This is a genomic window from Roseburia sp. AF20-18LB (assembly GCF_003461185.1).
Classification (GTDB): domain Bacteria; phylum Bacillota; class Clostridia; order Lachnospirales; family Lachnospiraceae; genus Roseburia_C; species Roseburia_C amylophila.
In genome coordinates, this window is record NZ_QTWP01000003.1 from 147,937 (window position 1) to 171,293 (window position 23,357).

Annotated in this window: 24 protein-coding genes and 1 other annotated feature; of the genes, 1 reads left to right on the forward strand and 23 read right to left on the reverse strand. The window is 40.6% G+C overall.

Annotated features, from left to right (window positions below; all coding sequences use genetic code 11):
- Positions 1-33 precede the first annotated feature (33 nt).
- From DWX65_RS07865 to DWX65_RS07935, 16 genes are all read right to left on the reverse strand, one after another.
- Positions 34-834 carry a sigma-E processing peptidase SpoIIGA gene (locus tag DWX65_RS07865; RefSeq protein WP_118057796.1) on the reverse strand — a complete coding sequence of 267 codons (801 nt, stop codon included), beginning with the start codon at positions 832-834 and terminating at the stop codon, positions 34-36.
- 329 nt (positions 835-1,163) lie between these two features.
- Positions 1,164-2,399, reverse strand: a complete 1,236-nt coding sequence (gene ftsZ / locus DWX65_RS07870; protein WP_118057797.1) for a cell division protein FtsZ — start codon at positions 2,397-2,399, stop codon at positions 1,164-1,166.
- Between the two features lie 156 nt (positions 2,400-2,555).
- Positions 2,556-3,305: a cell division protein FtsQ/DivIB gene (locus tag DWX65_RS07875; RefSeq protein ID WP_118173193.1), complete on the reverse strand. Its 750-nt coding sequence runs from the start codon at positions 3,303-3,305 to the stop codon at positions 2,556-2,558.
- Between the two features lie 3 nt (positions 3,306-3,308).
- On the reverse strand, positions 3,309-4,430 hold the full coding sequence (ftsW, locus tag DWX65_RS07880) for a putative lipid II flippase FtsW (protein ID WP_117841199.1): 1,122 nt from the start codon (positions 4,428-4,430) through the stop codon (positions 3,309-3,311).
- A 6-nt stretch (positions 4,431-4,436) separates the two neighbouring features.
- Positions 4,437-5,798: a UDP-N-acetylmuramoyl-L-alanine--D-glutamate ligase gene (gene murD / locus DWX65_RS07885; protein ID WP_118173194.1), complete on the reverse strand. Its 1,362-nt coding sequence runs from the start codon at positions 5,796-5,798 to the stop codon at positions 4,437-4,439.
- A 19-nt stretch (positions 5,799-5,817) separates the two neighbouring features.
- The gene (mraY, locus tag DWX65_RS07890; protein WP_117698314.1) at positions 5,818-6,771 is read right to left on the reverse strand and encodes a phospho-N-acetylmuramoyl-pentapeptide-transferase; all 954 of its coding nucleotides are present in this window, start codon (positions 6,769-6,771) and stop codon (positions 5,818-5,820) included.
- A 94-nt stretch (positions 6,772-6,865) separates the two neighbouring features.
- A complete protein-coding gene (locus tag DWX65_RS07895; RefSeq protein WP_242997837.1) occupies positions 6,866-8,671 on the reverse strand; it encodes a peptidoglycan D,D-transpeptidase FtsI family protein in 1,806 nt (601 codons plus the stop codon).
- 68 nt (positions 8,672-8,739) lie between these two features.
- Positions 8,740-10,776: a peptidoglycan D,D-transpeptidase FtsI family protein gene (locus DWX65_RS07900; RefSeq protein ID WP_022243370.1), complete on the reverse strand. Its 2,037-nt coding sequence runs from the start codon at positions 10,774-10,776 to the stop codon at positions 8,740-8,742.
- Between the two features lie 20 nt (positions 10,777-10,796).
- Positions 10,797-11,285, reverse strand: a complete 489-nt coding sequence (locus DWX65_RS07905) for a hypothetical protein (protein WP_117698315.1) — start codon at positions 11,283-11,285, stop codon at positions 10,797-10,799.
- A 14-nt stretch (positions 11,286-11,299) separates the two neighbouring features.
- Positions 11,300-12,247, reverse strand: a complete 948-nt coding sequence (gene rsmH / locus DWX65_RS07910) for a 16S rRNA (cytosine(1402)-N(4))-methyltransferase RsmH (RefSeq protein WP_022243372.1) — start codon at positions 12,245-12,247, stop codon at positions 11,300-11,302.
- 10 nt (positions 12,248-12,257) lie between these two features.
- Positions 12,258-12,689 (reverse strand): division/cell wall cluster transcriptional repressor MraZ, encoded by a 432-nt coding sequence (gene mraZ, locus DWX65_RS07915; protein WP_022243373.1) that lies wholly within the window; start codon positions 12,687-12,689, stop codon positions 12,258-12,260.
- A 201-nt stretch (positions 12,690-12,890) separates the two neighbouring features.
- Positions 12,891-13,067 carry a hypothetical protein gene (locus DWX65_RS14965; protein ID WP_022243374.1) on the reverse strand — a complete coding sequence of 59 codons (177 nt, stop codon included), beginning with the start codon at positions 13,065-13,067 and terminating at the stop codon, positions 12,891-12,893.
- A 103-nt stretch (positions 13,068-13,170) separates the two neighbouring features.
- Positions 13,171-13,770: a zinc dependent phospholipase C family protein gene (locus DWX65_RS07920; protein WP_118173195.1), complete on the reverse strand. Its 600-nt coding sequence runs from the start codon at positions 13,768-13,770 to the stop codon at positions 13,171-13,173.
- Between the two features lie 188 nt (positions 13,771-13,958).
- Positions 13,959-14,273: a DUF1540 domain-containing protein gene (locus DWX65_RS07925; RefSeq protein WP_022243376.1), complete on the reverse strand. Its 315-nt coding sequence runs from the start codon at positions 14,271-14,273 to the stop codon at positions 13,959-13,961.
- A 222-nt stretch (positions 14,274-14,495) separates the two neighbouring features.
- Entirely contained in the window at positions 14,496-16,457 is a 1,962-nt protein-coding gene (gene thrS, locus DWX65_RS07930; protein WP_117698317.1) for a threonine--tRNA ligase, read from the reverse strand.
- Positions 16,458-16,533: 76 nt separating this feature from the next.
- Positions 16,534-16,736 (reverse strand) — a binding site (T-box leader).
- Between the two features lie 93 nt (positions 16,737-16,829).
- Positions 16,830-17,330 carry an SEC-C metal-binding domain-containing protein gene (locus DWX65_RS07935; RefSeq protein ID WP_117841202.1) on the reverse strand — a complete coding sequence of 167 codons (501 nt, stop codon included), beginning with the start codon at positions 17,328-17,330 and terminating at the stop codon, positions 16,830-16,832.
- Between the two features lie 191 nt (positions 17,331-17,521).
- On the opposite strand from DWX65_RS07935, the gene DWX65_RS15595 reads away from it, so the two are divergent.
- Entirely contained in the window at positions 17,522-17,824 is a 303-nt protein-coding gene (locus DWX65_RS15595; protein ID WP_330408315.1) for a hypothetical protein, read from the forward strand.
- 37 nt (positions 17,825-17,861) lie between these two features.
- On the opposite strand, the gene rplT is transcribed toward DWX65_RS15595, so the two are convergent.
- The 7 genes from rplT to DWX65_RS14970 all read right to left on the reverse strand — a co-directional run bounded on the left by rplT (position 17,862) and on the right by DWX65_RS14970 (position 23,314).
- Positions 17,862-18,218: a 50S ribosomal protein L20 gene (rplT, locus tag DWX65_RS07945; RefSeq protein WP_022244106.1), complete on the reverse strand. Its 357-nt coding sequence runs from the start codon at positions 18,216-18,218 to the stop codon at positions 17,862-17,864.
- 24 nt (positions 18,219-18,242) lie between these two features.
- The gene (gene rpmI, locus DWX65_RS07950; RefSeq protein WP_022244105.1) at positions 18,243-18,440 is read right to left on the reverse strand and encodes a 50S ribosomal protein L35; all 198 of its coding nucleotides are present in this window, start codon (positions 18,438-18,440) and stop codon (positions 18,243-18,245) included.
- A gap of 22 nt (positions 18,441-18,462) precedes the next feature.
- A complete protein-coding gene (gene infC, locus DWX65_RS07955) occupies positions 18,463-18,957 on the reverse strand; it encodes a translation initiation factor IF-3 (protein WP_022244104.1) in 495 nt (164 codons plus the stop codon).
- Between the two features lie 238 nt (positions 18,958-19,195).
- Positions 19,196-20,836, reverse strand: coding sequence for a MutS-related protein (locus DWX65_RS07960; RefSeq protein WP_117841203.1), 1,641 nt, complete (start codon positions 20,834-20,836; stop codon positions 19,196-19,198).
- A gap of 12 nt (positions 20,837-20,848) precedes the next feature.
- Positions 20,849-22,651: a hypothetical protein gene (locus tag DWX65_RS07965; RefSeq protein WP_118173196.1), complete on the reverse strand. Its 1,803-nt coding sequence runs from the start codon at positions 22,649-22,651 to the stop codon at positions 20,849-20,851.
- A gap of 183 nt (positions 22,652-22,834) precedes the next feature.
- The gene (locus DWX65_RS07970) at positions 22,835-23,017 is read right to left on the reverse strand and encodes a hypothetical protein (protein WP_117841205.1); all 183 of its coding nucleotides are present in this window, start codon (positions 23,015-23,017) and stop codon (positions 22,835-22,837) included.
- An 18-nt stretch (positions 23,018-23,035) separates the two neighbouring features.
- Entirely contained in the window at positions 23,036-23,314 is a 279-nt protein-coding gene (locus DWX65_RS14970) for a hypothetical protein (protein ID WP_118173197.1), read from the reverse strand.
- Between the last annotated feature and the right edge of the window lie 43 nt (positions 23,315-23,357).

Below are 23,357 nucleotides of genomic sequence, written 5' to 3' on the forward strand. Positions count from 1 at the left end.
AACTCCTCTTTCCTCTCTTATTCACATTCCATCCTATAGCAGATGGCAATTTAAAATCATCTGATATTCCTTCTTTTGAAACAACGATGGACTTCCAAGTGCAATCACCGCCTGTAAAATCTGCCGCTCTTTTTTTCCTTCTTTAATATAAAGTTCTTCTACGGTAAGTGCTTCTACCAAGCCGTTTTTCTCTCCCATACTGCTAAATGGCAACAGTCGTACTACCGGCTCATCTTCCCGGAAAATCGGCATCAGAAGCTCTTTATCTATGATACTGACCGGTTTTCCCACATAGGGGTCGATCAGCAGATTTCCGGTATCATAATAGGCTTCTAACAGCAATTCATGTTCATGATAGCAAAGACGCACCTGATAAAGATGCCGGCTTCTCTCCTTTCTGCTGCGCCATATTATGGATGCTGACACAGCAATTCCCGCCGTCAGCACCATTGCCAGATAAAAATGCTGCCCATAAAAAAGGCTCTTATTGAGCCACTGCATGCAGCCTCCTGTCAGAATCGAAAACAAAAAACAGCCAAGCCAGTTTTTTATCAGAAAAGCGACTCTTTGTGTCGTATGTTTCCTCGTAAAAAATGCAATCATAACCATGCCAAGCGGAACCGGTACATACATAATCAGCCGATACAATCTATAGGATGAAAGCATCAGAAAACAAATGACTCCCATACCACTTCCAAATAAGGCAGCAAGCAGTATCCTGCCCTTATGTATGAGATTCCGCAAAAATATGCCTGTCAGGAACAGATTCAGCACATCCATCAGGAAACTATTGACAAAAAGAACATCTAAATATATCTCATAAATACATGCCACCTCCCTTCCTTTCCTGCATTATACAAACTTTCCTCTGCATATTTTGTCAAAACAGATGCAGCCATTCTTTCATTTCATTGACAGAATCCGACTGCCCGGCAGGGAAGTTGCAAAAGAAACGTAATGCACTCTGCAAATCTTACCGTAAGAAGCTGCCACCGGCAGCTTCTTACGGATGCCTGACAACGAAAAAAACGCTTAGAACAATGGCTGTCACCAGTATCTGGTACATTTCAAATGTTCTAAGCGTCGTATCATATAGGAACTTCAAATTCCTTTTCTACTCTTACACTATAATTTTATTGCTATCCTTTTCAAAATGATAGTTCTTATTTTTTGGTACTCTTTAAGAACTCCGGAATTTTAATATCCTTCTCATGAACAGTACTTTCCGGTCTCTTTGGTTTGGTAATTCCAATAAATGGAGAAGCTGTCGGAGCTGGCTGCTGTGCAGCAGTCTGTCCCAGAGTAGATGTTGCTCCGAAACTGCTGTTGGTTGTAACATTAGCAGTACGGTTTACAAGTCCGGAATTAATGACCGGTCTGGTGGTTGCTGCTGTATTTGGATATTTCAATCCGGACATAAGATTAGAAGATGCAGTGGTTTTTGCTGCATTCTCTTCCAGTCCTGTTGCAATTACAGTAATCGTTGCAGCATCTGTCATAGTCTCATCATATTTTGCACCAAAGATAATATTTGCATTATCGCCGGCAAGATCTTCTACATAGCTTGCTGCATCATTGGCATCCATAAGAGAAATATCACCGGAAATATTGATAATAACATGGCTTGCTCCATTGATAGTTGTCTCAAGCAATGGACTGGTAACAGCCAGTTTGACTGCCTCAATTGCCTTATCATCACCCTTAGCCATACCGATACCGATATGTGCAAGACCCTTGTCCTTCATAACAGTCTGAACATCTGCGAAATCAAGGTTAATCAATGCCGGCATATTAATCAGATCTGTGATTCCCTGAACCGCCTGCTGAAGCACCTCATCTGCTTTCTTTAATGCATCCGGGAAGGTTGTTCTGCGGTCTACAATCTCTAATAATTTATCATTTGGAATTACAATCAAGGTATCTACATTCTCACGAAGCTTGTCAACACCGCTTAAAGCATTTACCATTCTTGCTTTTGCTTCAAATTTAAACGGCTTAGTTACAACACCAACGGTAAGAATTCCCTGATCCTTTGCAATCTTTGCCACAACAGGAGCTGCTCCTGTACCGGTTCCGCCACCCATACCACAGGTTACGAATACCATATCTGCACCTTCAATAGCTGCTGACAACTCTTCCATACTCTCTTCTGCAGCTTTGGCTCCAACCTCCGGCTGTGCTCCTGCTCCAAGTCCTTTGGTAAGCTTCTCACCAATCTGAATCAACGTAGGTGCTTTACATAAAAGTAATGCCTGTTTATCGGTATTTACTCCAACAAACTCAACACCACCAATATTTTCATCAATCATTCTATTTACTGCATTATTACCTGCACCACCAACACCAATTACAATAATTTTAGCACTGGATTCTGCTTCTGTTGTTTTAATTTCAAGCAAGGTAGTTCCTCCTTCTCTCCCTCATTCTATATGTAATCTATGAGAAATCTGCTTTACAGATTTCTCATAAAAAGTATGCCTTTATTTACTCATATACTCTATCATATAATTTTTCGTAAAAATAATCAACCTATATTTTCTGTTTTTTTGAAAAAATTACGCCGTCTTTTCAAAAGTAATATCTGTGGTATCTTCTGTCCAGTCTTCCAGATGAAGAATGCCTGTAAGTCCTTCCAGATTTGGCATAATTTTCTCCATACGAACTACTTTTTCCGTAAGGCTGGTTGCCTGTCCAAGATTCACCGTAATCGTTCCGTACTGCAGGGTCACGTTTCCCTGGTCATCATAATTGATGGTATCCGGAACCAGATTATACTTCTTTAAGGTCTGGGTTACTGCCAGCAAATCCTTTAGGGTATCTTTTCCGCTTACGTCAAGTTTTTCATAAAGTACTGCTTCCCCACAAGCCAGTCCGGTAATCTGCGGTACTCCTTCGATGACATCTGTAGACATTTCCACTACAAAGCCATCTTTGTCAAAATAGACATTCTGTCCCAGGGAATCCATATATAAGTAGCCCAGCAGTCCTTTTTCATATACTTCTACATGAAGGGTATGCGGTGATTTGACACTCACCTCCATCGTATCAATAAACGGAACTTCCTGTGTATCAAAGAAACGATATTTAAAATATACATATAATGTATTCCAGGAATAGTCATCATTTAAGACCCATTCCTTAATCTGCTCATCACTGTATAATTTATTGCCTTCTACTTCGACATTTTTTACGGTAAATACCTTGATTACAATGAGTGCTGCCAGTGCCAGAATCAACAGTGTAGTCAGAAATCCAATCAGGATATGTTTTCTTCTTCTCTTCTTTCTGCGTTCTTCTCGTATCATATCCTATCCCTCCAACTGAATTCCTCTGGAAACACTTAACGCAAGTCCCATTTCTGCTAAGAGGAATGATGCCGAAGTACCACCATAACTGATAAAAGGAAGTGTGATACCGGTATTTGGAATACTGTTGGTTACAACGGCGATATTAAGGATTACCTGAATGGCAATGTGAGCCATAATACCAACCACCAGCAATGCACCATATAAATCTTTCGCATTATTGGCAATTACCATAAAACGCCACAGCATTAAGATAAACAGCAAAATCAGGCAGATTGCTCCGAATAATCCAAGCTCCTCACAGATGATGGAAAATACCATATCATTCTGCGCTTCCGGTACGAACCCAAGCTTCTGCATACTGGCACCAAGTCCTTTTCCAAAAAGTCCTCCAGAACCAATGGCATATAAGCCCTGCATGGTCTGATAACCTTTATCATAATTCTCCGGATGGAGCCAGATTTTGATACGTTCTGCACGATAGCTTGCCAGTACAATAAAGACTGCTCCGAAAGCGAATACTGCGATTGCCATTCCCACAAACTGCGCATATTTCGGGCTTGCCACGAACGCCATTGCCACTGCGATACCCACAATGATAATCGCGGTACTTAAGTTCGTATAAGCAACCGGTCCAACCAGCGGAAGCAGTAAAACCATTACCTTCATCAGTTCCTTCAGATCGCCAATCTTCTTTTGCATGCGGCTGATTACCGTTGCAAGAAAAATAATGACAGCAAGCTTTGCAAACTCAGATGGCTGGAAAGAAAGCGGACCAAGGCGGAACCATCTGGTAGAACCATTTCCATTCGATCCTAAAAAGATAACGGAAACGCACAGTAAAAATGCGCCTATGTATGCCACACCATACAGTCTCTTCCACACATGATAATCAATCTTGGAAATCACAAACATGGCAGCAAATCCAAGGCAGCATGCAAATGCCTGCCGCTTTAGATAATGAGTTCCATCGCCATACTCAATCTGTGCATTATAAGAACTGGTGCTGTACAGCATAACCAGACCAAAACACACTAAGAAAATAATAACAAACAAAAGTGTATAGTCAAAATATTTAATTGTCTTTTCTTTTGTGCCTGATTTTCTTCCCGGTCTGCGGCCCATAAATCACTACTCCTTTAAATTGCGCACCAAATCCTTAAATATTCTTCCTCGTTCTTCGTAGCTTTTAAACATATCCCAGCTTGCACATGCCGGTGATAATAATACGGCATCACCGGAAACTGCATTGTCATAGCAGATATTTACGGCCTCTTCGAGACTGTCTGCGAATACATACTCTGTAAATCCATGTCTCTTTGCACAGTCTGCAATCTTCTCTTTTGTTACTCCGATTAATACTAATTTCTTTACTTTACCATCGAAGCTTTCTATCCATTCATCATATTCAGACTGCTTATCATAGCCACCGCCAATGAGAAGTGTCGGACGGTTCATTGCCTGAATTCCCTTAATCGCTGCATCCGGGTTTGTTCCCTTGGAATCGTTATAGAATTTTACGCCACGTTTCTCCGTAACATATTCAATTCTATGCTCTACTGCCTGGAACTCACGCAGTGTTTTTACAATGACATCCATCGGTACTCCGATACTTATGGTCATGGCAACTGCCGCCATAACATTTTCATAATTATGGGTTCCAAGAATATTTAGCTCATTGACATCAATGACTTCTTCCTCTTTGCCCTCAGAGACATAAATAATCTTCTCACCATTTAAATAACATCCATTCTGTACCGGCTTTTTACTGTCAAACCAGAGCACTTTCATGGATAAGGATTCCCCAAATTTGCGAAGTACTTCATCCTCATAATTTAAGACGCAGACATCGTTTGCTTTCTGATTCTTTGTAATGTCCTCTTTTGCCTTAATATAATTTTCCATGGTATGATGACGGTTCAGATGATCCGGTGTAATATTTAAAATAGCAGATACATCCGGAGCAAAATCTACAATTGTCTCTAACTGGAAACTGCTGATTTCTGCTGCTGTTACCGTTTCTTCTGTGGTATCTGCCGCTACCGATGTATATGGAATTCCAATATTTCCTACGACTTTTACATCCTTAAAGTAATTGGATAAAATTTCTCCCACCAGTGTAGTGGTTGTCGTCTTGCCATTCGTTCCTGTAATTGCAAGGATTTTTCCTTTTGCCACCTGATAAGCAAGCTCAATCTCACCAATAATCGTAATGTTCTTATCACGCATGGCATTTACCAATGGTAAATCGGTTGGAACACCCGGACTTAACACAACAAAATCCAGTTTATCCATCACTTCTTCCGGAAGGGTGCCCACATAGATTTCTGCCTTGGCAAAGCTCTCCGATTTTTCTTTGATTTCTGCTACACTCTGCTTTTCATTTCCTTCAAAAACGAAAATATTCGCATTCTGTTTTTCTAACAGCTCTGCTGCAGCAATTCCACTTTTCCCAGAGCCAAATACCAGTACATTTTTCTCCTGAAATTCCATTTTATTCACTCCTGTCTCTTTATAATCCAATCAATGCAACCAGACATAAGATTGCTGTTACAATTGAAAATACTGCCACTACCCTAGTCTCTGACCAGCCACCTAATTCAAAGTGGTGATGAATCGGAGCCATACGGAAAATTCTCTTTCCACCTGTTTTTTTAAAATAGGTTACCTGAATGATAACAGATAATACTTCTACCAGATAAATCAGTCCCACAATCAGAAGGAAAATTGGCATCTGAAGCATATATGCGGTAGCTGCCACAAATCCACCCAGTGCAAGAGAACCGGTATCTCCCATAAATACACTTGCCGGATATACATTAAACAGAAGGAATCCCATCAATGCACCTACTACAGCACAGGTAATCGGTTCGATTCCGCTGTTGGTTCCCACTGCAACTACAGTAAAGAAGGTTGCTACGATAATGGTTACGCTGGTAGCAAGACCATCTAAGCCATCGGTAAAGTTGACTCCGTTTACAGTTCCGATTACTGCAAAATACATGACCGGAATTGCAAGCCAGCCAATATTCCAGTATTTTCCACCGGAAAATGGAAGCAGCATTGTAAGGGAAACATCTGAAAACTTCACCATGTATACCACAAAAACAGTGGTCACTACAAGCTGGCATAACATTTTCTGCCATGCAAGCAGTCCATCCGACCGTCTCAGTACAACCTTCAAATAATCATCTAAAAATCCAATTACGCCAAATCCTACTACCATAAAGAGAATCGGAATAATCTTCGGATAATCTTTTACATAAATCAGACTGGTTACAATAATACTTGCGATAATCATCAATCCACCCATGGTAGGGGTTCCCATTTTCTTCTGATGGGATTCAAGCTCTTTCCGCTCCGTCTGACCAACTTTCAATCTTCTTAAAAAAGGAATTACGACCGGTCCTAGCAATGCACTCACTGCAAAAGCGATAATAACCGGAAGAATAACATGATACGTCATAACTGCACCTCTTTTTATTTTCTTTTTGTATATCATTTCAACTTATCTAGTATACGTTATTTAGAGATTTCCTGCAAGATATCTTCCCAAAGTTTCACGGATTTTCCTGAATTTCCGCATCTTCTGTAACCAGTGCCTGCTCAATGCCAAGATATGGCAGAATATTGGAAAACAAATCCCGGCAGACCGGTGCTGCTATGGTTCCACCATAATAAACGCCTTGTGGATTATTGATAATAATTAAGGCAAGTACCTGCGGATCGTCAGCCGGAGCAAAGCCTAAAAAAGAAGAAATATACCTTTTTTCACTACGTGGAAGCGTCTGGGACGTTGCGGTTTTGCCGCCAATAGAAAAGCCTTCAAGAGCCGCATTCTTTCCACTGCCCTCAGATACTACTTTTTCCAGCAAATAGCGCATGGTGGTGGAAGTTTCTTCGCTTACAATATGTTCCTTTTGTCCATAGACAAAAGTATGTGTCACTTCTCCTTCTGCATTTTTCGTCTCCACACCAAAATGCGGCGTCACACGGTTTCCTCCATTTATAATAGAGGAAACCGTAGTTGCAAGCTGAATCGGTGTAATCTGGAAGGACTGCCCAAAGGACATGGTTGCAAGCTCCACCTGACCGATATTTTCTCTTTTATGCATAATGGTGGATGCTTCCCCCGGTAAATCTATATTTGTCCTGGATAATAAACCAAACTGTTCAAAATAATCGCAGAAGCGGTCGGAACCGATACGAAGTCCGATTTCTATGAATACCGGGTTGCAGGAATTCATAATGCCATGGGTAAAATCCTCTGCCCCATGCCCTCCCACTTTATGGCAGCGGATTCTCCTGTCCTCCACAATCTTATATCCCGGACAGTTAAACTGGTCAGAAAGACTTACTTTTCCCTCCTCCAAGGCTGCGGATGCTGTTATTATCTTAAAAGTGGATCCCGGTTCATAAGTGTCATTGATGCACTGGTTTCTCCACATTTTATTTAAAGCATCCTGCTTCTCCTCTTCGCTCAATTCCGTGTCATTCTCCGTATTTAAGGCAAAAGGTTCATTGAGATTAAACTCCGGTTCATTTACCATAGCAAGAATTTCGCCGTTCTGTGGGTTCATCACAAGGATGCTGACACTATCTGCCTGTTTTTCCTCCCGCACCTTTACTGCCGCCTGCGCTGCATACATCTGGATATTATAATCAAGACTTAAATAAAGGTCATCTCCTTCTACCGGCTCACTCCGCCGCTCTCCGGCATTTTTGATCTCTACGCCTCTGGCATCTGTCAATGTAAGTATCTTTCCATTGATGCCCTCCAGATATTCATCATATTTTACTTCTATTCCGATAATTCCCTGATTGTCCCCGCCAGTAAATCCGATTACTTTAGAAGCCAGTTCATTATAAGGATAATACCGTTTATAATCTTCATCGATCTTCACGCCCGCCAGTTCATAAGATCGAATCGCATCTCCGGTTTCTTTCTCCACATTCGTCTTAATCCGTTCAATGGAACTAACCTTCTCTACCCGCTTCCGCACTGTCTCTTCTGACATGCCAAGCTCTTTTGTTAAAACTGCAATTACCTTTTCCGGGTCTTCTATCTGGCTGTGAATCACAGAAATCGTACATACCGTCTTATTTTCTGCTAAAACCACACCATTTCTGTCATAAATATTTCCTCTTGCCGCCTTGATATCCCTTTCTCTTTCATGGAGATTCTCCGCCCGGACCCCATAGTATTCTGAACAGAATATCATAAGATACACCAGTCGTCCCATCAGAAATACCATCAGCAGTAATGCTGCCACAAAAATAATCATAATTTTTCGTCGGTTAAAGGTTTTATTCCGATAGATGCAAAATCTGTTTTCTTCTTCCTCCTGCATTTTTTGCTGAAACATAAAAACATAACCTCATAAAAGCAGTTATTATAATCTATTACAACTTTTACAAGGTTATGTTGTTTTCTCTATTGTGCTACATCCTGTGGCTGTAAACCATCCTCCGGTGGTACTGTTTCCTCTGCAATATCCGGTGTCTGGTCTACCATAGAATCCTCCGGTGCAGAATCCGGAACATCTGTTGTTCCATCTGCCGGTGCTTCTGCCGGGTCTGTCTCTTCTGTTACAACAATGTCCTCATCCGGATAAATATTAAGATAAGGCAATGTCTCTTCGAAAATTCCCTTTGCGATTTCCTGTGCAAAGGTACTGTGAAACTCTTCTTCTGCGTTTGGTTCGTCTACTACTACATATACCAAAAGCTGCGGATTGTCTACTGGTGCAAAACCGATAAAGGAAACCAGATAATTTCCCTGTCCTCGAGGAAGCTTCTGTGCTGTTCCGGTCTTTCCACCCATAGAGTATCCCGGCACTTTTGCATATTTTCCGGTACCATCGGAAACCGTTGCATAAAGATACTGTTTTAATAATTCACTGGTAGATGAAGACACTGTTTTCTTTAACAAGGTTCCATTGTCTTCCTGTATGACATTCCCATTTTCATCTGTTATTTTCTTTACCACATGTGGCTGATAATAGTTACCACCATTAATAATGGAACAAAAAGCACTTGCCACCTGTATCATGGTAACATTAAAGTTCTGTCCAAAGGAATTGGTAGCCAGGTTAATGGTGCTTAGCTGGTCTTCGGTATAAATTAAGGAATCAGTTCTGGCCTCTCCCGGTAAATCAATGTTTGTCTTGGTACCAAAGCCGAAAATCTGCTGATACTTGGAGAAATTCTCAGGTCCGATATCATAAGACATCTGCATCAGGGCATCATTACAGGAATTCTTTAAGGCATCTTCTACTGTTTCAAGTCCATGTCCGTTGGTATTTACACAGTGAATGTCATGACCGGAAATCGTCTCGTATCCATCACAGATAAAAGTACGGTTCGGGTCTAAAGTTCCGGTATCCAGACCACAGGCTACGGTAAAAGGTTTTACGGTAGAGCCCGGTTCATAAGTATAAGTAATGCAGAAATTAGACCATAACTGGTTTAAAGCATCCAGTTCTGCATCGTCATCCATAGCATCAATTTCTTCCTGGGTATAATAGGCAGACAAATCCCTTGGATTACTACTGTCATAATTTGGATAATTTGCCATGGCAAGCACTTCAGCATTCTGGGGGTTCATTACAATAACTCCCACATGTTTACTTCCAGCACCTTCTCTTGCTGCATCCCTGTATTCTTCTTCAAATGCAGCAATCTTATCTTCTACGATTTTCTGGATATTTGCATCAATGGTCAGTGTAACATCATTACCATTCTGGGCATCGATTACTGTCTTCTCAAAATTACTGTCGGAATTCAGATAACCATATTCTCTTCCGTTGGTTCCATTCAAAACACTGTTATAGGAATTTTCCACTCCATTCATTCCCAGATTACCGCTGGTAGTAAATCCTACTACCGCACTGGCTAGAGAACCATATGGATATTCTCTCTGGTATTCTTTTTCAAACCAGACTCCATTAATTTTTCCTTTTTTCTCTGCATCGCCGCTCTTCTTATCGGAAGCTTCCTTTTCTGCCGCCTGCATATCTTCAAACGCCCGAATCTCTTCATAGCTTAATTTCTTTGCCAGAACATTGTACTGGCTCTTTGGCTTATCCGTAATCAGATTACGTAAATCGGTTTCATTCAGCTGTGGGAAACAGGTTATCAGTGCATCGATGGTCGGGTCAATATCTGCCGAATCACTGTTTAATACCTTACAGTCTAATATCACATTGTATACATCCACGCTGGTTGCAAGTATCGTTCCCTTGCAGTCTGTAATATTTCCACGCTGATAAGGAATGACCGTACTGTCATATTTCTGCTGGGATAATACTTTCTTTTCGTATTTCTTTCCACTGGTGTGTTCAATATACATCAATCTTACAATTAATCCCAACAAAAGTAGTGCTATTATTACAAACAGCACTACAAGTTTCTTTTGCATTTTCTTACTAAATTTTGCTATTTTCTTTCCGCCGCGTCTCTTTCCTGCCATTTTACCACCACGTTTGTTTCCTACTTATTCGGAATATCCTCAAACTGATTCATATAATCTTCTTTATCAACCGTATAATGTATAATCTGGTCCGGTCCCGCATAGCTCATGCCAAGCTGGTTCATTGCTATATCCTTGATGGTTGAAAGATCTACTGCTGTCTCGATTCTTTTTTCTGCCGCATCATTATCTGCCTTTAATTCAGCTACCTGGCTTTCTAATGCAGAAATTGTCTTTAAATGCGTTGTAATTCCAGACTGCAGACGAATATACAGTACTGCTGCCACACACATAACCAGCAGCGATACAGATAAAAATGCCACATAACCCAAATCCATATGTGCTGACTTCTCCTGATTCTTCTGCGCCATACGTCTGTTGCGCTGTCTGATTTCCTCCCGCTGCTTTTCTTCCTGTTCTCTGCGGTAATCCGGTGCAGCTTCTAATTTACGGACAGTGTTTCCATCTATGTAAGTCCGTGTTCGATAATTTCTTCTTGTCTTCTCCATTTTCACGTCTCTCCCTAGTCATTGATATGCCGTTCAAATACTCTTAATTTTGCGCTTTTTGCTCTCGGATTCTCTTCCATTTCAGATTTCGTTGGAAGAATCGGTTTTCTAGTGATTACTTTTCCTTTTGGTTTCTTGCCACATACACACACCGGAAATTCTTTCGGACAGGTACATGGATTTTCATTTTTGCGAAAGATGTTCTTTACAATTCTGTCTTCCAGGGAATGGAAGGTAATGATACAGATTCTTCCATCTTCCTCTAAAAGGTCTATCATCTCATCCAGGGTATCCGATAAGACTTCCAGCTCACGATTCAGTTCAATACGAATTGCCTGAAACGTTCTCTTTGCCGGATGTCCGCCAGTACTCTGTACTTTCATCGGTATGGATGCCCGGATAATTGCGGTCAGCTCTCCGGTTGTCTCAATTGGTTTCTTTGCCCGGGCTGCGACAATATGCTTTGCAATATTCTTTGCGAACCGGTCTTCCCCATAGTCTCTTATGATACGATACAACTCTGATTCACTGTAATCATTTACAATATCTTTTGCCGTTAATGTCTGACGCTGATCCATTCTCATGTCCAGTGGTGCATCTTCTTCCCGGTAGGTAAATCCACGCTCCGGTGTATCTAACTGAAAGGAAGATACTCCCAGATCAAGAAGAATTCCATTTACCTTCGTCACTCCGATACGGTTCAATTCTTCTTTCATATTGCAGTAATTGCTGCGGATTATGGTTACTTTATCAGAATAATCCTTTAACCGCTCACTGGCTGCTGCAATTGCATCTTCGTCCTGGTCAATTCCTATCAGCCTTCCGTTCTCATTCAGCCTTTTTACAATTTCGGAAGAATGTCCCGCTCCACCGAGCGTTCCGTCTACATAAATTCCGTCCGGGCGAATATTCAGATTGTCTATGGTCTCATGCAAGAGAACCGATGTGTGTTTAAATTCCATGTTCACTCCTTTAGATACTCAAGCCAAGTTCTGCCATGTGTTCTGCAACTTCATCCATGTCATCATAAGTATTGGTATCCTGCCATCTGTTCTTGTCCCAAATCTCAATTCGCTTTAAGACTCCGACTGATACGACTTCTTTCTCTAATCCGGCAAATTCTCTTAACACTGCCGGAAGAAGAATTCTTCCCTGCTTGTCCACTTCACAGGTTGTTGCTCCTGCAAAGAAGAAACGTGAGAATTTTCTTGCATCTTTTGAGGTAAGTGGTACGTTGCGGAATTTTTCTTCAATGTTCTGCCATTCTTCATTTGGGTACACAAAAAGACACCCATCCAAACCCTTCGTTACTACAAACTCATCACCGAGCTGTTCTCTGAATTTGGAAGGAACAATCATTCTGCCCTTGGCGTCTATGTTGTGACTGTACTCTCCCATGAACATTGTCAAACACCTCAGTCCGGTTGCTATTTATCCACAAAGTTATCAACTTATCCACCACTTTGTGCCATTTTCAACCACTTTCCTCCACTTATGAATACATATTACCCCACTTTTGGGAAAAAATCAATATACTACACATAAAAATGCACAAAAAAAAGAAGCACATTTCTCAATGTACTTCTTTCCACTTACTCTTTACTTTTATCTTATTGGTACAAGTTCTTTTTGCTCACATAGCGATACATAGTTCTCAATCAGTCTGTCCACTTCCAGGCTCAGGTCATAGCATTCATCCATACTTTTCGCTCGTTCCAGTGCTTCATCCAGTCGGATTCTTGCACGTTCAATCGCAATGCGAAGTGCTTCCCTTTCATCCATAAGCATTTCTCCTATGCTGTGTCCCATCTCTGTGTTGTTCTTTGTAAATTCATTTTACTCTGCTCATCACCAAAAATCAAACAAAATATAACATCTTTTTTCGTCAATATTCGACAGCAAGCGGCATTTTTTCCTTATGCTGTGTTTTATAAAACAAATCGGCAATGGCCTCCACCAGCATCCGGTTGGTTGCTACTATATTCCGAATATCTGTTTCTATATTAATTTTTCTTCCAAGATACTGTTTATGCCTCTCTAAAATATATTCATACAGTGCCTCTGCATCAGGAAAATCAGCCTGCACTTTTTCCCCTGCTTCCATATTCCGGCTCATGATATAATTTTTAAGGCTTCGCTTCAATTGTTCTTCATAGGAACAATGATCCTTTAAGTTTCCCGGATAAATCTTGTTATGCGGATAAGTAAAATAATCAGCTACATAATGCGTTACCTGCCCGAGATTCATATAATACCGGCGTTTACGGGTCAGTTTCCCCTGCTGTTTACCGAAAATCAATTGATTCACCATCTTTTTCACATCCGGAAACGTCCCATTGATTTCATGTTTCTTATATACAAAAGATGGTTTGCAATCCGGCAGGATGCTGCCAATATAAAAAGACAGTCTATGTTTCTTAAGTTCTTCATCCTCTGTATTCTTTGCAATATAACGTGCCAGCAAAATATGTGACTTTTTTCTCATTTGCTTCCTCCTGTTTACCATCTACACCTTACACATTACTTCTGCTTTATTTATGCTTCAATCACATTATACTTTCTTTCATCTCATTTACAATAGTATTTTTCTTAAGATTCTTCTAAATTTCTGTGTCCAATCTGTTAAGAGTAGACACAGAAATATTTTGCTAAAACTTACTGATATTCCACTTTTTAGGAACAACAGAAGCTGGCACACTCTGTTTCCATACAGGTACAGGCATTCGTTCCGGCTACCTGGATGTCTTTTGCATGACATTTTCTTCCTTCATTGAATTTACAGTTTACTGCCTCACAGGTAACATCGCTCATCTTCGGCGGTTTACCGGTCGAATTGGCACATCCACAGTTTTTCTTCTCTTCAAAACTTCCACAGCTTGTCTCGCTGTTGCGGTTTGCATGTGCACCCTCTACCGTAATATTTCCACGGCAACAGCAATCATCTTTCTGGAAACTGCAGCTTCTTACAGAACATTTTAATTCTGTCACAAAAATCATCTCCTTTCTTTCGTTACATGTTTAGTATCTCCAAAGGAAATCTTTTTATGTTACCAACTTCATGTAAAAAAGAATGTATCTTGACACATTCTCGTGCCTGCGGCGGCCGCTTTCCTGTAAAGCAAAAAAGACTGTTGTCCGGTGCAAATGCCAGCAACAGTCTTTTTAAATCCATATAAATAATAAAATTAAAAATTAGATTTTATTGCATTTTTATTTTTCTTCTGCAACTTCTTCCTTACGGATTTCCTTTGTACGAATCTCTTCGCAGATTGCATCAATGAATTCTCCTAAAGGTTTTACACCTTCATCTCCTGCAAAACGGCTTCTTACGGATACGGTTCCGTCCTCTGCCTCCTGCTGACCAACTACCAGCATGTACGGCAGCTTATCCAGTCTTGCTTCACGAATCTTGAATCCGATTTTCTCAGAACGGTTATCAACCGTTACATCTACATCATGAGCTGCTAATTCTTTTCTTACCTGCTCTGCATAGTCTGCATATTTTTCAGAAATCGGCAATACTCTTACCTGTTCCGGGCAAAGCCAGGTTGGGAATTTTCCTGCATAATGTTCAATCAGCCATGCAAGGGTACGCTCATAACATCCCATGGATGTACGATGGATAATCCAAGGAAGTACTTTCTCACCCTTCTCATCGATATAGTACATGCCAAACTTCTCTGCACTTGCACAGTCAAGCTGGATGGTAACCATGGTATCTTCTTTTCCATATACATTCTTTGCCTGAATATCAATCTTTGGTCCGTAGAATGCAGCTTCCCCATCTGCTTCTGTATACTTGATGCCATTCTTATCCATAACATCACGCAGATACTGCTGGGTACTGTTCCAATATGCTTCGTCGCCCAGATATTTTTCTTTGTTGTTCGGATCCCATTTGGACAGACGGTAAGTAACATCTCCATCGATACCAAGTGTAGTCATTACATAATGGCAAAGTTCAGTACATCTGGTAAGTTCTTCTTCCGCCTGTTCCGGGCAAAGAATAATATGTGCCTCTGTAATAGTAAACTGTCTGACACGGGTAAGTCCATGCATCTCTCCGGAGTCCTCATTCCGGAACAATGTAGAAGTCTCTGACATCCGATATGGCAGATCTCTGTAAGAGTGCTGTTCATTCATGTATACATAATACTGGAATGGACAGGTCATCGGACGCAGTGCCATTGTCTCTTTGTCGTCGCTGTCCTTATTTAAAATGAACATTCCATCCATGTAGTGATCCCAGTGTCCGGAAATCTTATAGAGGTCGCTCTTTGCCATCAGCGGAGTTCTGGTACGTACATAACCCCACTCTTTATCCTCTAAGTCTTCTATCCAACGCTGCAGTTTCATAATCATCTTGGTTCCCTTTGGTGTAAATAAAGGAAGTCCCTGTCCGATAACATCAACAGTGGTAAATAACCCCATTTCACGGCCAAGTTTGTTATGGTCACGGCGTTTGGCATCTTCTAATTTCTCTAAGTATTCTTTTAACTCTTCCTTCTTATTAAAAGCAGTACCATAAATTCTCTGTAATCTTGCTTTGTCAGAATTACCTCTCCAATATGCCATGGAAGATGATGTCAGCTTAAATGCCTTTACGCCCTTGGTTGTCATCAGATGTGGGCCAGCACATAAATCTACGAAGCCGCCCTGGTCATAGAAAGAAATTTCTTCTCCCTCTGGTAATTCTTCAATCAGTTCTACTTTGTATGGTTCATTACGTTCCTGCATGAATTTGATTGCTTCCTCTCTTGGAAGTGTGAATCGTTTTAATTCATGACCCTCCTTGATAATCTTCTTCATCTCTGCTTCCAGATTATCGAGGTCTTCTCTTGAAAATGGGGCATGATCAAAATCATAATAGAATCCATCTTCAATTGCCGGTCCGATCGTAATCTTGGCATCCGGGAATAATTTTTTTACCGCCTGAGCCAGCACATGGGATGCAGTATGGCGGATTACCTTTAATCCTTCTTCATCACTTGCTGTTATAATATTTAAATTGCAGTCCTTGTCAAGAACGGTTCGTAAATCCACCACTTCTCCGTCTACTTCACCGGCGCATGCAACTCTTGCAAGGCCTTCGCTGATATCTGCTGCAATATCATAGACTGATTTTGCTTCACTGTACTCTTTTACTGAGCCATCTTTTAATGTGATTTTCATGTTCAAGTCTCCTTTTCTTATTATATTAGTATTAATAACTGCAAAGTAAAAAATCCCTGATGCATAAAATTTATGCATCAGGGACGATACTCTATCGTGGTTCCACCCTGCTTGCTGTACTTATCGTACAACCGCTCATTCTGATGATAACGGAATCACCGGACCGGATTGGGGTCACTCAGAGCTGGTCTTCACATTACACTCCATCAGAATACTCTCACCAGATGTATTCCTCTCTTTGACTTCCTGTCATGCTACTCGTCTCTTCTTTGTTTTGTCCTTTTGACAAAAGCTATTGTATACTCTTTTTTCTGCTATGTAAAGAGTTTTTCTGTGAAATATTTTCCAAATGTTTTCCAAAATATTTTATTCTTATCTTCCGCAGCAGAATTTATATTTCTTTCCACTTCCACAAGGACACGGATCATTTCTTCCGACTTTCTTTCCAACTACAACAGTGCCGGATTTCTTCTGCTCTAAATAAAGCTTTCTCTTGGTATCTGCATCAAAAATTTCATCCCACTGTGGTAATTCATAGAGCCAGTCAGCTTTGGCATCTACCATGTTCTTGTATAATTTTTCTTTATCGAATGCAAGGCTTACCTTGGTATCCTCTTCCATAGTATCAATTGGGTTTGGTGTTACCAGGCTGTCATTGATTCCATCTAAGAATCCAGTCATATCCATAATGCTGAGGTCGTATTTCTCTGCCAGCTCTTTTACAGTTCCTTCTACCTTCTCATCCGGGTTTGCTAAAAGCTTCTCATATACGCCCTTCTCTAACATAAAATATCTCTGCCAGAACTTCTGTAATTTTCCTCTATCTGCCTGCTGATCATAAGCAATCTTCTGCCATTCTTCTAATAATGCCATTGTTCATATCCATCCTTTAATCCATATTTAGTCGTATAACGCTTGTTTCAGTATAGCATATTTTGTGCTTTTTTCAAGTATTTATCCTCTGCAACTTTACATTTTCTGATTGACTATCCGCTGTCAAATGTTAAAATAATGTATATTGCTTTTTTCTAAAAACAGGTCATCAAAGAAAGTTGAGGTCATATATGAAAAAGACAAAACAGATTCTTGCAATTATCGGTGTTGTACTCTTAGTTGCCCTCTATGTTTCCACTCTTGTTTTTGCATTGATTGGAAGCGATTTTGCCACAAACTGTCTTAAGGCTTCCATCTATGCCACTGTGGTTGTCCCGGTTCTTATCTGGGCTTATACCATGGTATACCGCTTACTTAAGAATCATTACTCTTTAAGAGAAGATTTGGATTCCATCAAAAAAGAAGCTTCCGGGCAGGATGCTTCCGCAAAAACTTCAAATGAACCAAACATCAAAAAAGAGGATTGCGAATAACCACAATCCTCTTTTATAACTTGTCCACTTCTTAAAACTAAGCAAGTTTTGTTTTTGCAAGCTCTGCCAATGTTGCAAATCCTTCTGCATCATTTACAGCCATCTCAGCTAACATTTTACGGTTCATATCAACACCAGCTAATTTTAAACCATACATAAATTTGCTGTAAGATAATCCATTCATTCTTGCTGCTGCGTTAATACGGGCAATCCATAACTGTCTGAACTGTCTCTTTCTCTGTTTTCTTCCTGCATAAGAACTTGTTAAGGCTCTCATGACAGACTGTTTTGCTACTCTATACTGTTTGGAGCGTGCTCCTCTGTAACCTTTAGCTAATTTTAATGTTCTATTATGTTTCTTTTTAGCGTTTAAGCCGCCTTTAATTCTTGCCATGTTCTATTCCTCCTTAACCAATTCTTATAAATATGGTAAAATCTTCTTCATATTCTTAACATTTGTTGCATCTGTCATTGCAGGTTTTCTAAGATTTCTCTTAGTCTTAGTTGTTTTCTTTGTTAAGATATGTCTCTTATAAGCCTTGTTTCTCTTTAATTTTCCTGTTCCTGTTAATTTGAAACGTTTTGCTGCTGCTCTGCTTGTTTTCTGTTTTGGCATAATTTATTCCTCCTTAAAATCATTATCTTTTCTCTGCCAGCACCATACCCATGCTTCTGCCTTCCAGCTTTGGTGCTTTCTCCACTACTGCAATATCTGCAAGTGCTTCTGCAAAATCATCCAGAATATGTTTGCTTGCCTGTACATGTGCCATTTCTCTGCCACGGAAACGAAGTGTAACTTTTACTTTATTTCCTTTGGAAATGAACTTTCTTGCGGCATTCATTTTGGTATTCAAATCATTGGTATCGATATTTGGAGAAAGACGAACTTCTTTTAATTCAACCGTTTTCTGTTTCTTACGTGCTTCCTTCTCTTTTCTTGCAAGCTCATATCTGTATTTACCGTAATCGATAATCTTACATACAGGTGGCTTTGCTCCAGGAGCAATCTTTACTAAATCAAGTTCTGCTTCCTGTGCCAGCTTATATGCTTCTCTTGCTGACATGATACCTAACTGTTCACCATCCGCGCCAATCAGGCGGACTTCCTTATCTCTGATTTGTTCATTGATCATTAACTCGCTAATGGTCGTACACCTCCAAAATTAAATTCACCACAGCTTTGCCAGACAACTTTCCGTTTATTTCCGCAAAAAAAGTGGATAGACAGACTATCCACTTCAAAATGATTCGCTCATTGCATACTCATTATAAACACTTAGTCACTTGATTGTGCTAAGGTGAGAGTGGATACTCTACTTTCTTCAACTTGCTTATAGTACCATATGTCATTTCGTTCGTCAAGCATTATTTTTACCGATATTCGCTTCTGATATTTTCCGCCCTCTCAATAATCGTTTCCGGGAACCCGGTAAAGGAAAGCAGGCGGATTGCATTCTGGGAATTTGCCGGTCCCTTCTGCAATTTATAATCAAATACAATATCCGCTTCTCCAAACTCTTCGGAAAAATGATAATTGTCATAACCAATTTTTTCAAGCTCCGTCAATTCCTTATCATGGGATGCCACAATTGCAATGCAGTTATGATGTGCCAGATATTCCATGATTGCTTTTGAAGCTGCAATACGCTCCTGGGTATTGGTTCCTCTTAAGATTTCATCAATAACACAGATAACCAGTTCATCCTCCGACAAAGCATCCAGGATACGTTTTAAATATTTAATCTCTTTGATAAAATAACTGTCACCGGATAAAATATCGTCTCTTACCGCCATGGAAGTAATCATTTTTGCATGAGGCAGGTGCATTCTTTTTGCGGTGCAGGTATGAATGCTCTGTGCCAGTATCACATTAACAGCTATGGTCTTGATAAAGGTTGACTTACCGGAAGCATTGGAGCCTGTGATAATGCAGTTATGCTGAAGTTCCATAGAATTGGTCACTGCTCCATGAAGCAGCGGATGATAAATTTCTTCCATCTCAAGCTGCTTTGCTTCCTCATATTCCGGTACTGTCACAAGAGGCAGACTCTTTCGGAAAGAGCCTGTGCTGACCGCTGCATCCAGTTCTCCTACCACCCGGTAAATCTTAAGATAAGCATCCTGGTTATCCATAAACTGATTCAATACTTTCATATAAGTAAGGATATGCCACTGGGTTACTCCCAGCAGGAAATCCTGCAGCATTTCAAACACATCTCCCATGGCATTTCTGCTCTGGATATTTAGCAGAAATGCCTTCTTATCCATTTTGGCAAATACCGGAAGCAGCGGTGCCAGTTCCTCACATATTTTGTCTTTCCGGTATTCCTGCTCCAGTTCTCGTGCTACCGTAATCAGGTATGCCGCCGTTCCCATCATATGAATCTCCTGGTCAAACTTCAGCCGGACCGTAAAGATATACACCGACAAATTCACAAGAAATACTACCACCAAAGCTGACAGAGCATATATATTATGAAATACGACTGCCGCCACAACAACTACCATCAGCAATATCCGGAGCATCTGATAAACCCAGAGATTTGAAATTGCAAAATCCTCTACTGTCTGGATAAAGGATGGAATATAGTAAGCCTCGTCTCTCTTTCCAAGCTTTGACAAAGTTTCTTCCAGATGATAGCGTTTTTCATCATCTGCTTCACAAAAAGCTATTCTTTTTTCTAAAAGCTCCTCTTCTTCCTTCGTCTGCTTCGCATAATGAAGCTTTGCATATAAAATTTCTTCTCCCATAGTGGAATCACAGTTGTTGATTCTCTGGTACACATCATCCATATTAAGGTCATTCCATGTGACCTCATCCACCTGCTGTGTTCCACCCACAGTATCCAGATAATTTCTTATCAGTTCTCTTTTAAATTCCTTTTTTTCAGGTTCTTTTCCATATTTTTCTTTCAGTGTCCGTTTGCAGCGGTTCTTCCAACTTTCTTTTGTCTTAATTGCTGAATAGGTAAATCCTGCAATCATAATTACTACAAGGATTGCTGCTTCCATTTCTCCGCCTTCCTACTGCATGATTCCAATGGTATCTATCCAGTAAATATTATCTTTATCCATAATTCCATTTACAGTAACGGTATCTCCCTCATGCAGGAAAATCAATTGTTCATTATCAGAAAACTTCTGCCAGTATACCATACCGTCGTCTCCTGCCAGATAAACATAGGTCTCTCCTGCAATCTCAACATACTGCATTTCACTGATTACAAAACTTCTTGTCTCTGTCTCACCTTCCGGAATTGTTTTTCCTTTGGCTGCTGTCTGTGCATTACCTGCAGTGCTGTTGCTGTCCCCGGAAGAATTTTCTGCCTCTTCCGGATTCCCAGTGTTTTCTGTACCGTCACTGCCTGTCATCTTACGATACTTTGCAAAGCACTCATCGAGACTGGCTGCTGTTGTTACCATATTATAAGATTCTACATTTACCATGCCATAAAGCTTCACTATGCCGCTGGCATCTTTTAATACCATGATATAAGTCGGCTGACCATCTACATTAATCAAAGACGGGAAAGATGCACGGTATCCTTTCTCCTGCACTTCTCCTTCTGCAGCAGCCATTGCAGAGCTTTCATCTGCTCCTGCAATACTGTAATAATGTGCTTCTGAAGTCCGCTCATTTACCAGTATAAACCCGATATTGGAGGCATCATCATTGACGGAAGTAACTCCGGTATAAATCCAGATATCCCCGTCTTTGGCAACATAGCCGAAGTTTGCTTCGTAAGATTCCTCATCTCCGTCTTCATCCTCTACTACCGTTTCCGTACATTTCTTACAGCCTTTTTTGCCGAAGATGCTGTTCATAAATCCATTAGATAATTCTCCATACCAGTTATACTGTTCCACCAGAAGATCCCCGTCAAAGACATCATCCATCCAGTTCGGCACTTCTGATGCATCATAATACTGACAGTCTCCGCTGATTGGGTCACAGCTGATTGCACCCTCAACAGTTTCTCCACCAAATAAACCGATGGTGTATTTGTATACACTGGCAATATAGTATGGTTTTCCATCTTCGTCCACTTCAAAATGAAGATTTCCGAAAAGTTTATCCGGGTAATTCATACGGATATGCCTTCTTAAATCCTTGCCAAAGTAAGCAGACGGAACATAAATCATTCCTTCCTTTACCGGAACATACTGTGCCTTCTGTCCTACCGGATCAACAGTTATATAACCCGGAACACCATTTTCCTTATTTCCCATATATTTAAAGAAGCCGGCATACTCTAATGCAGATACTTTCGTTGGTGCCCCCTGATAATCAATCTGTGTGTAGTCTTCCGATACATTATACTGGCTCACCACTTCTGAAAGGCTTCCGATTTCACGATTACCCAGCAGCACTGCACTGTCCGTATCCATTAACGCAATCTTTGATACAGAAGATGCTGTATTAATATCGCTGTTAAAATCACTGTCTTCGATGGTCAGGATATCTGCATATGCCTGTGCATGGAACATTTTGCTGCCATAAAATAAAAGAATCAGGAACAGAATTCCGATTACTCCAACTGCTGCAAAAATACCGTTTACCGGCTTTTCCAGCTTTCCTGCGGACTTACCTTCCGCCTTCCTGGCTGCCGATACCAACGCACCTATTATTCCTAACGGGAATAATATAACGCCTAATACAAACAGCCATAAACCTCTGGAATGAATATTCAGTGCTGGAAGCAGGAGATAATACATCACTGCTACCCATAAAATATAAATAACCGGAAGCACAATGGACAACCCCTTTACATGAGGCAGTTTTACCTGCATTGTTTCAAACTCCATTTTCTTCTTTTTCTTTGCCATACCTAATCTCCCTTTTCTTCTTTGCAATTATCATTGTATTATTTAATTAATACAATAACTCAATTTTAAAATAATGTCAAGTGAAAGCTTTCTTCAAATGGCTGGCAACTAAAAACAGCAGGACGACAAAATGTATTTTCATTTTCTATCGTCCTGCCTGCAATACTTATTTATATTATTTTTTTAAGCTCTTGCTGCTTTGCTATCACGCTTTTTATTCTGGATAACCATACATGCTACTGCAGCTGCGGTAACAGCCAGTGCCAGAATTCCCATTGGAAGATCTTTCTCACAGTCTCTCAAGAAAAACAGCACTGCCATAGCAATTACATATATAACAGCAATGATTCCATCTACTATTTTCATACTTTCTGCCTCCTGCCTTTATGCATTTCTCTTCTGACGAAGTACTGCCCTTACTACATTATATCCTGCAAATACAATCGTAAGAATCATCATAATCCAATGGATGATACAGTTATCTTCTCCCGCCGGATTTGCTGCCAGAGGAACTGCTTCATCTTCTAATGCAGTTACTTCCTGTTTTGCATTATCGTCCGTTACATTCGCCAGCGGAACCTCTTCATCTTCTAATACCACCGGTTCTTCTGCATCCTGTGGCTGTTGTGCTGCCTGCTGCTGTCTGACTGGTGTCTGTGCCACCTGGGTCTGTGTAACCGGAGTCTGTGCCTGGATTACCGGTGTC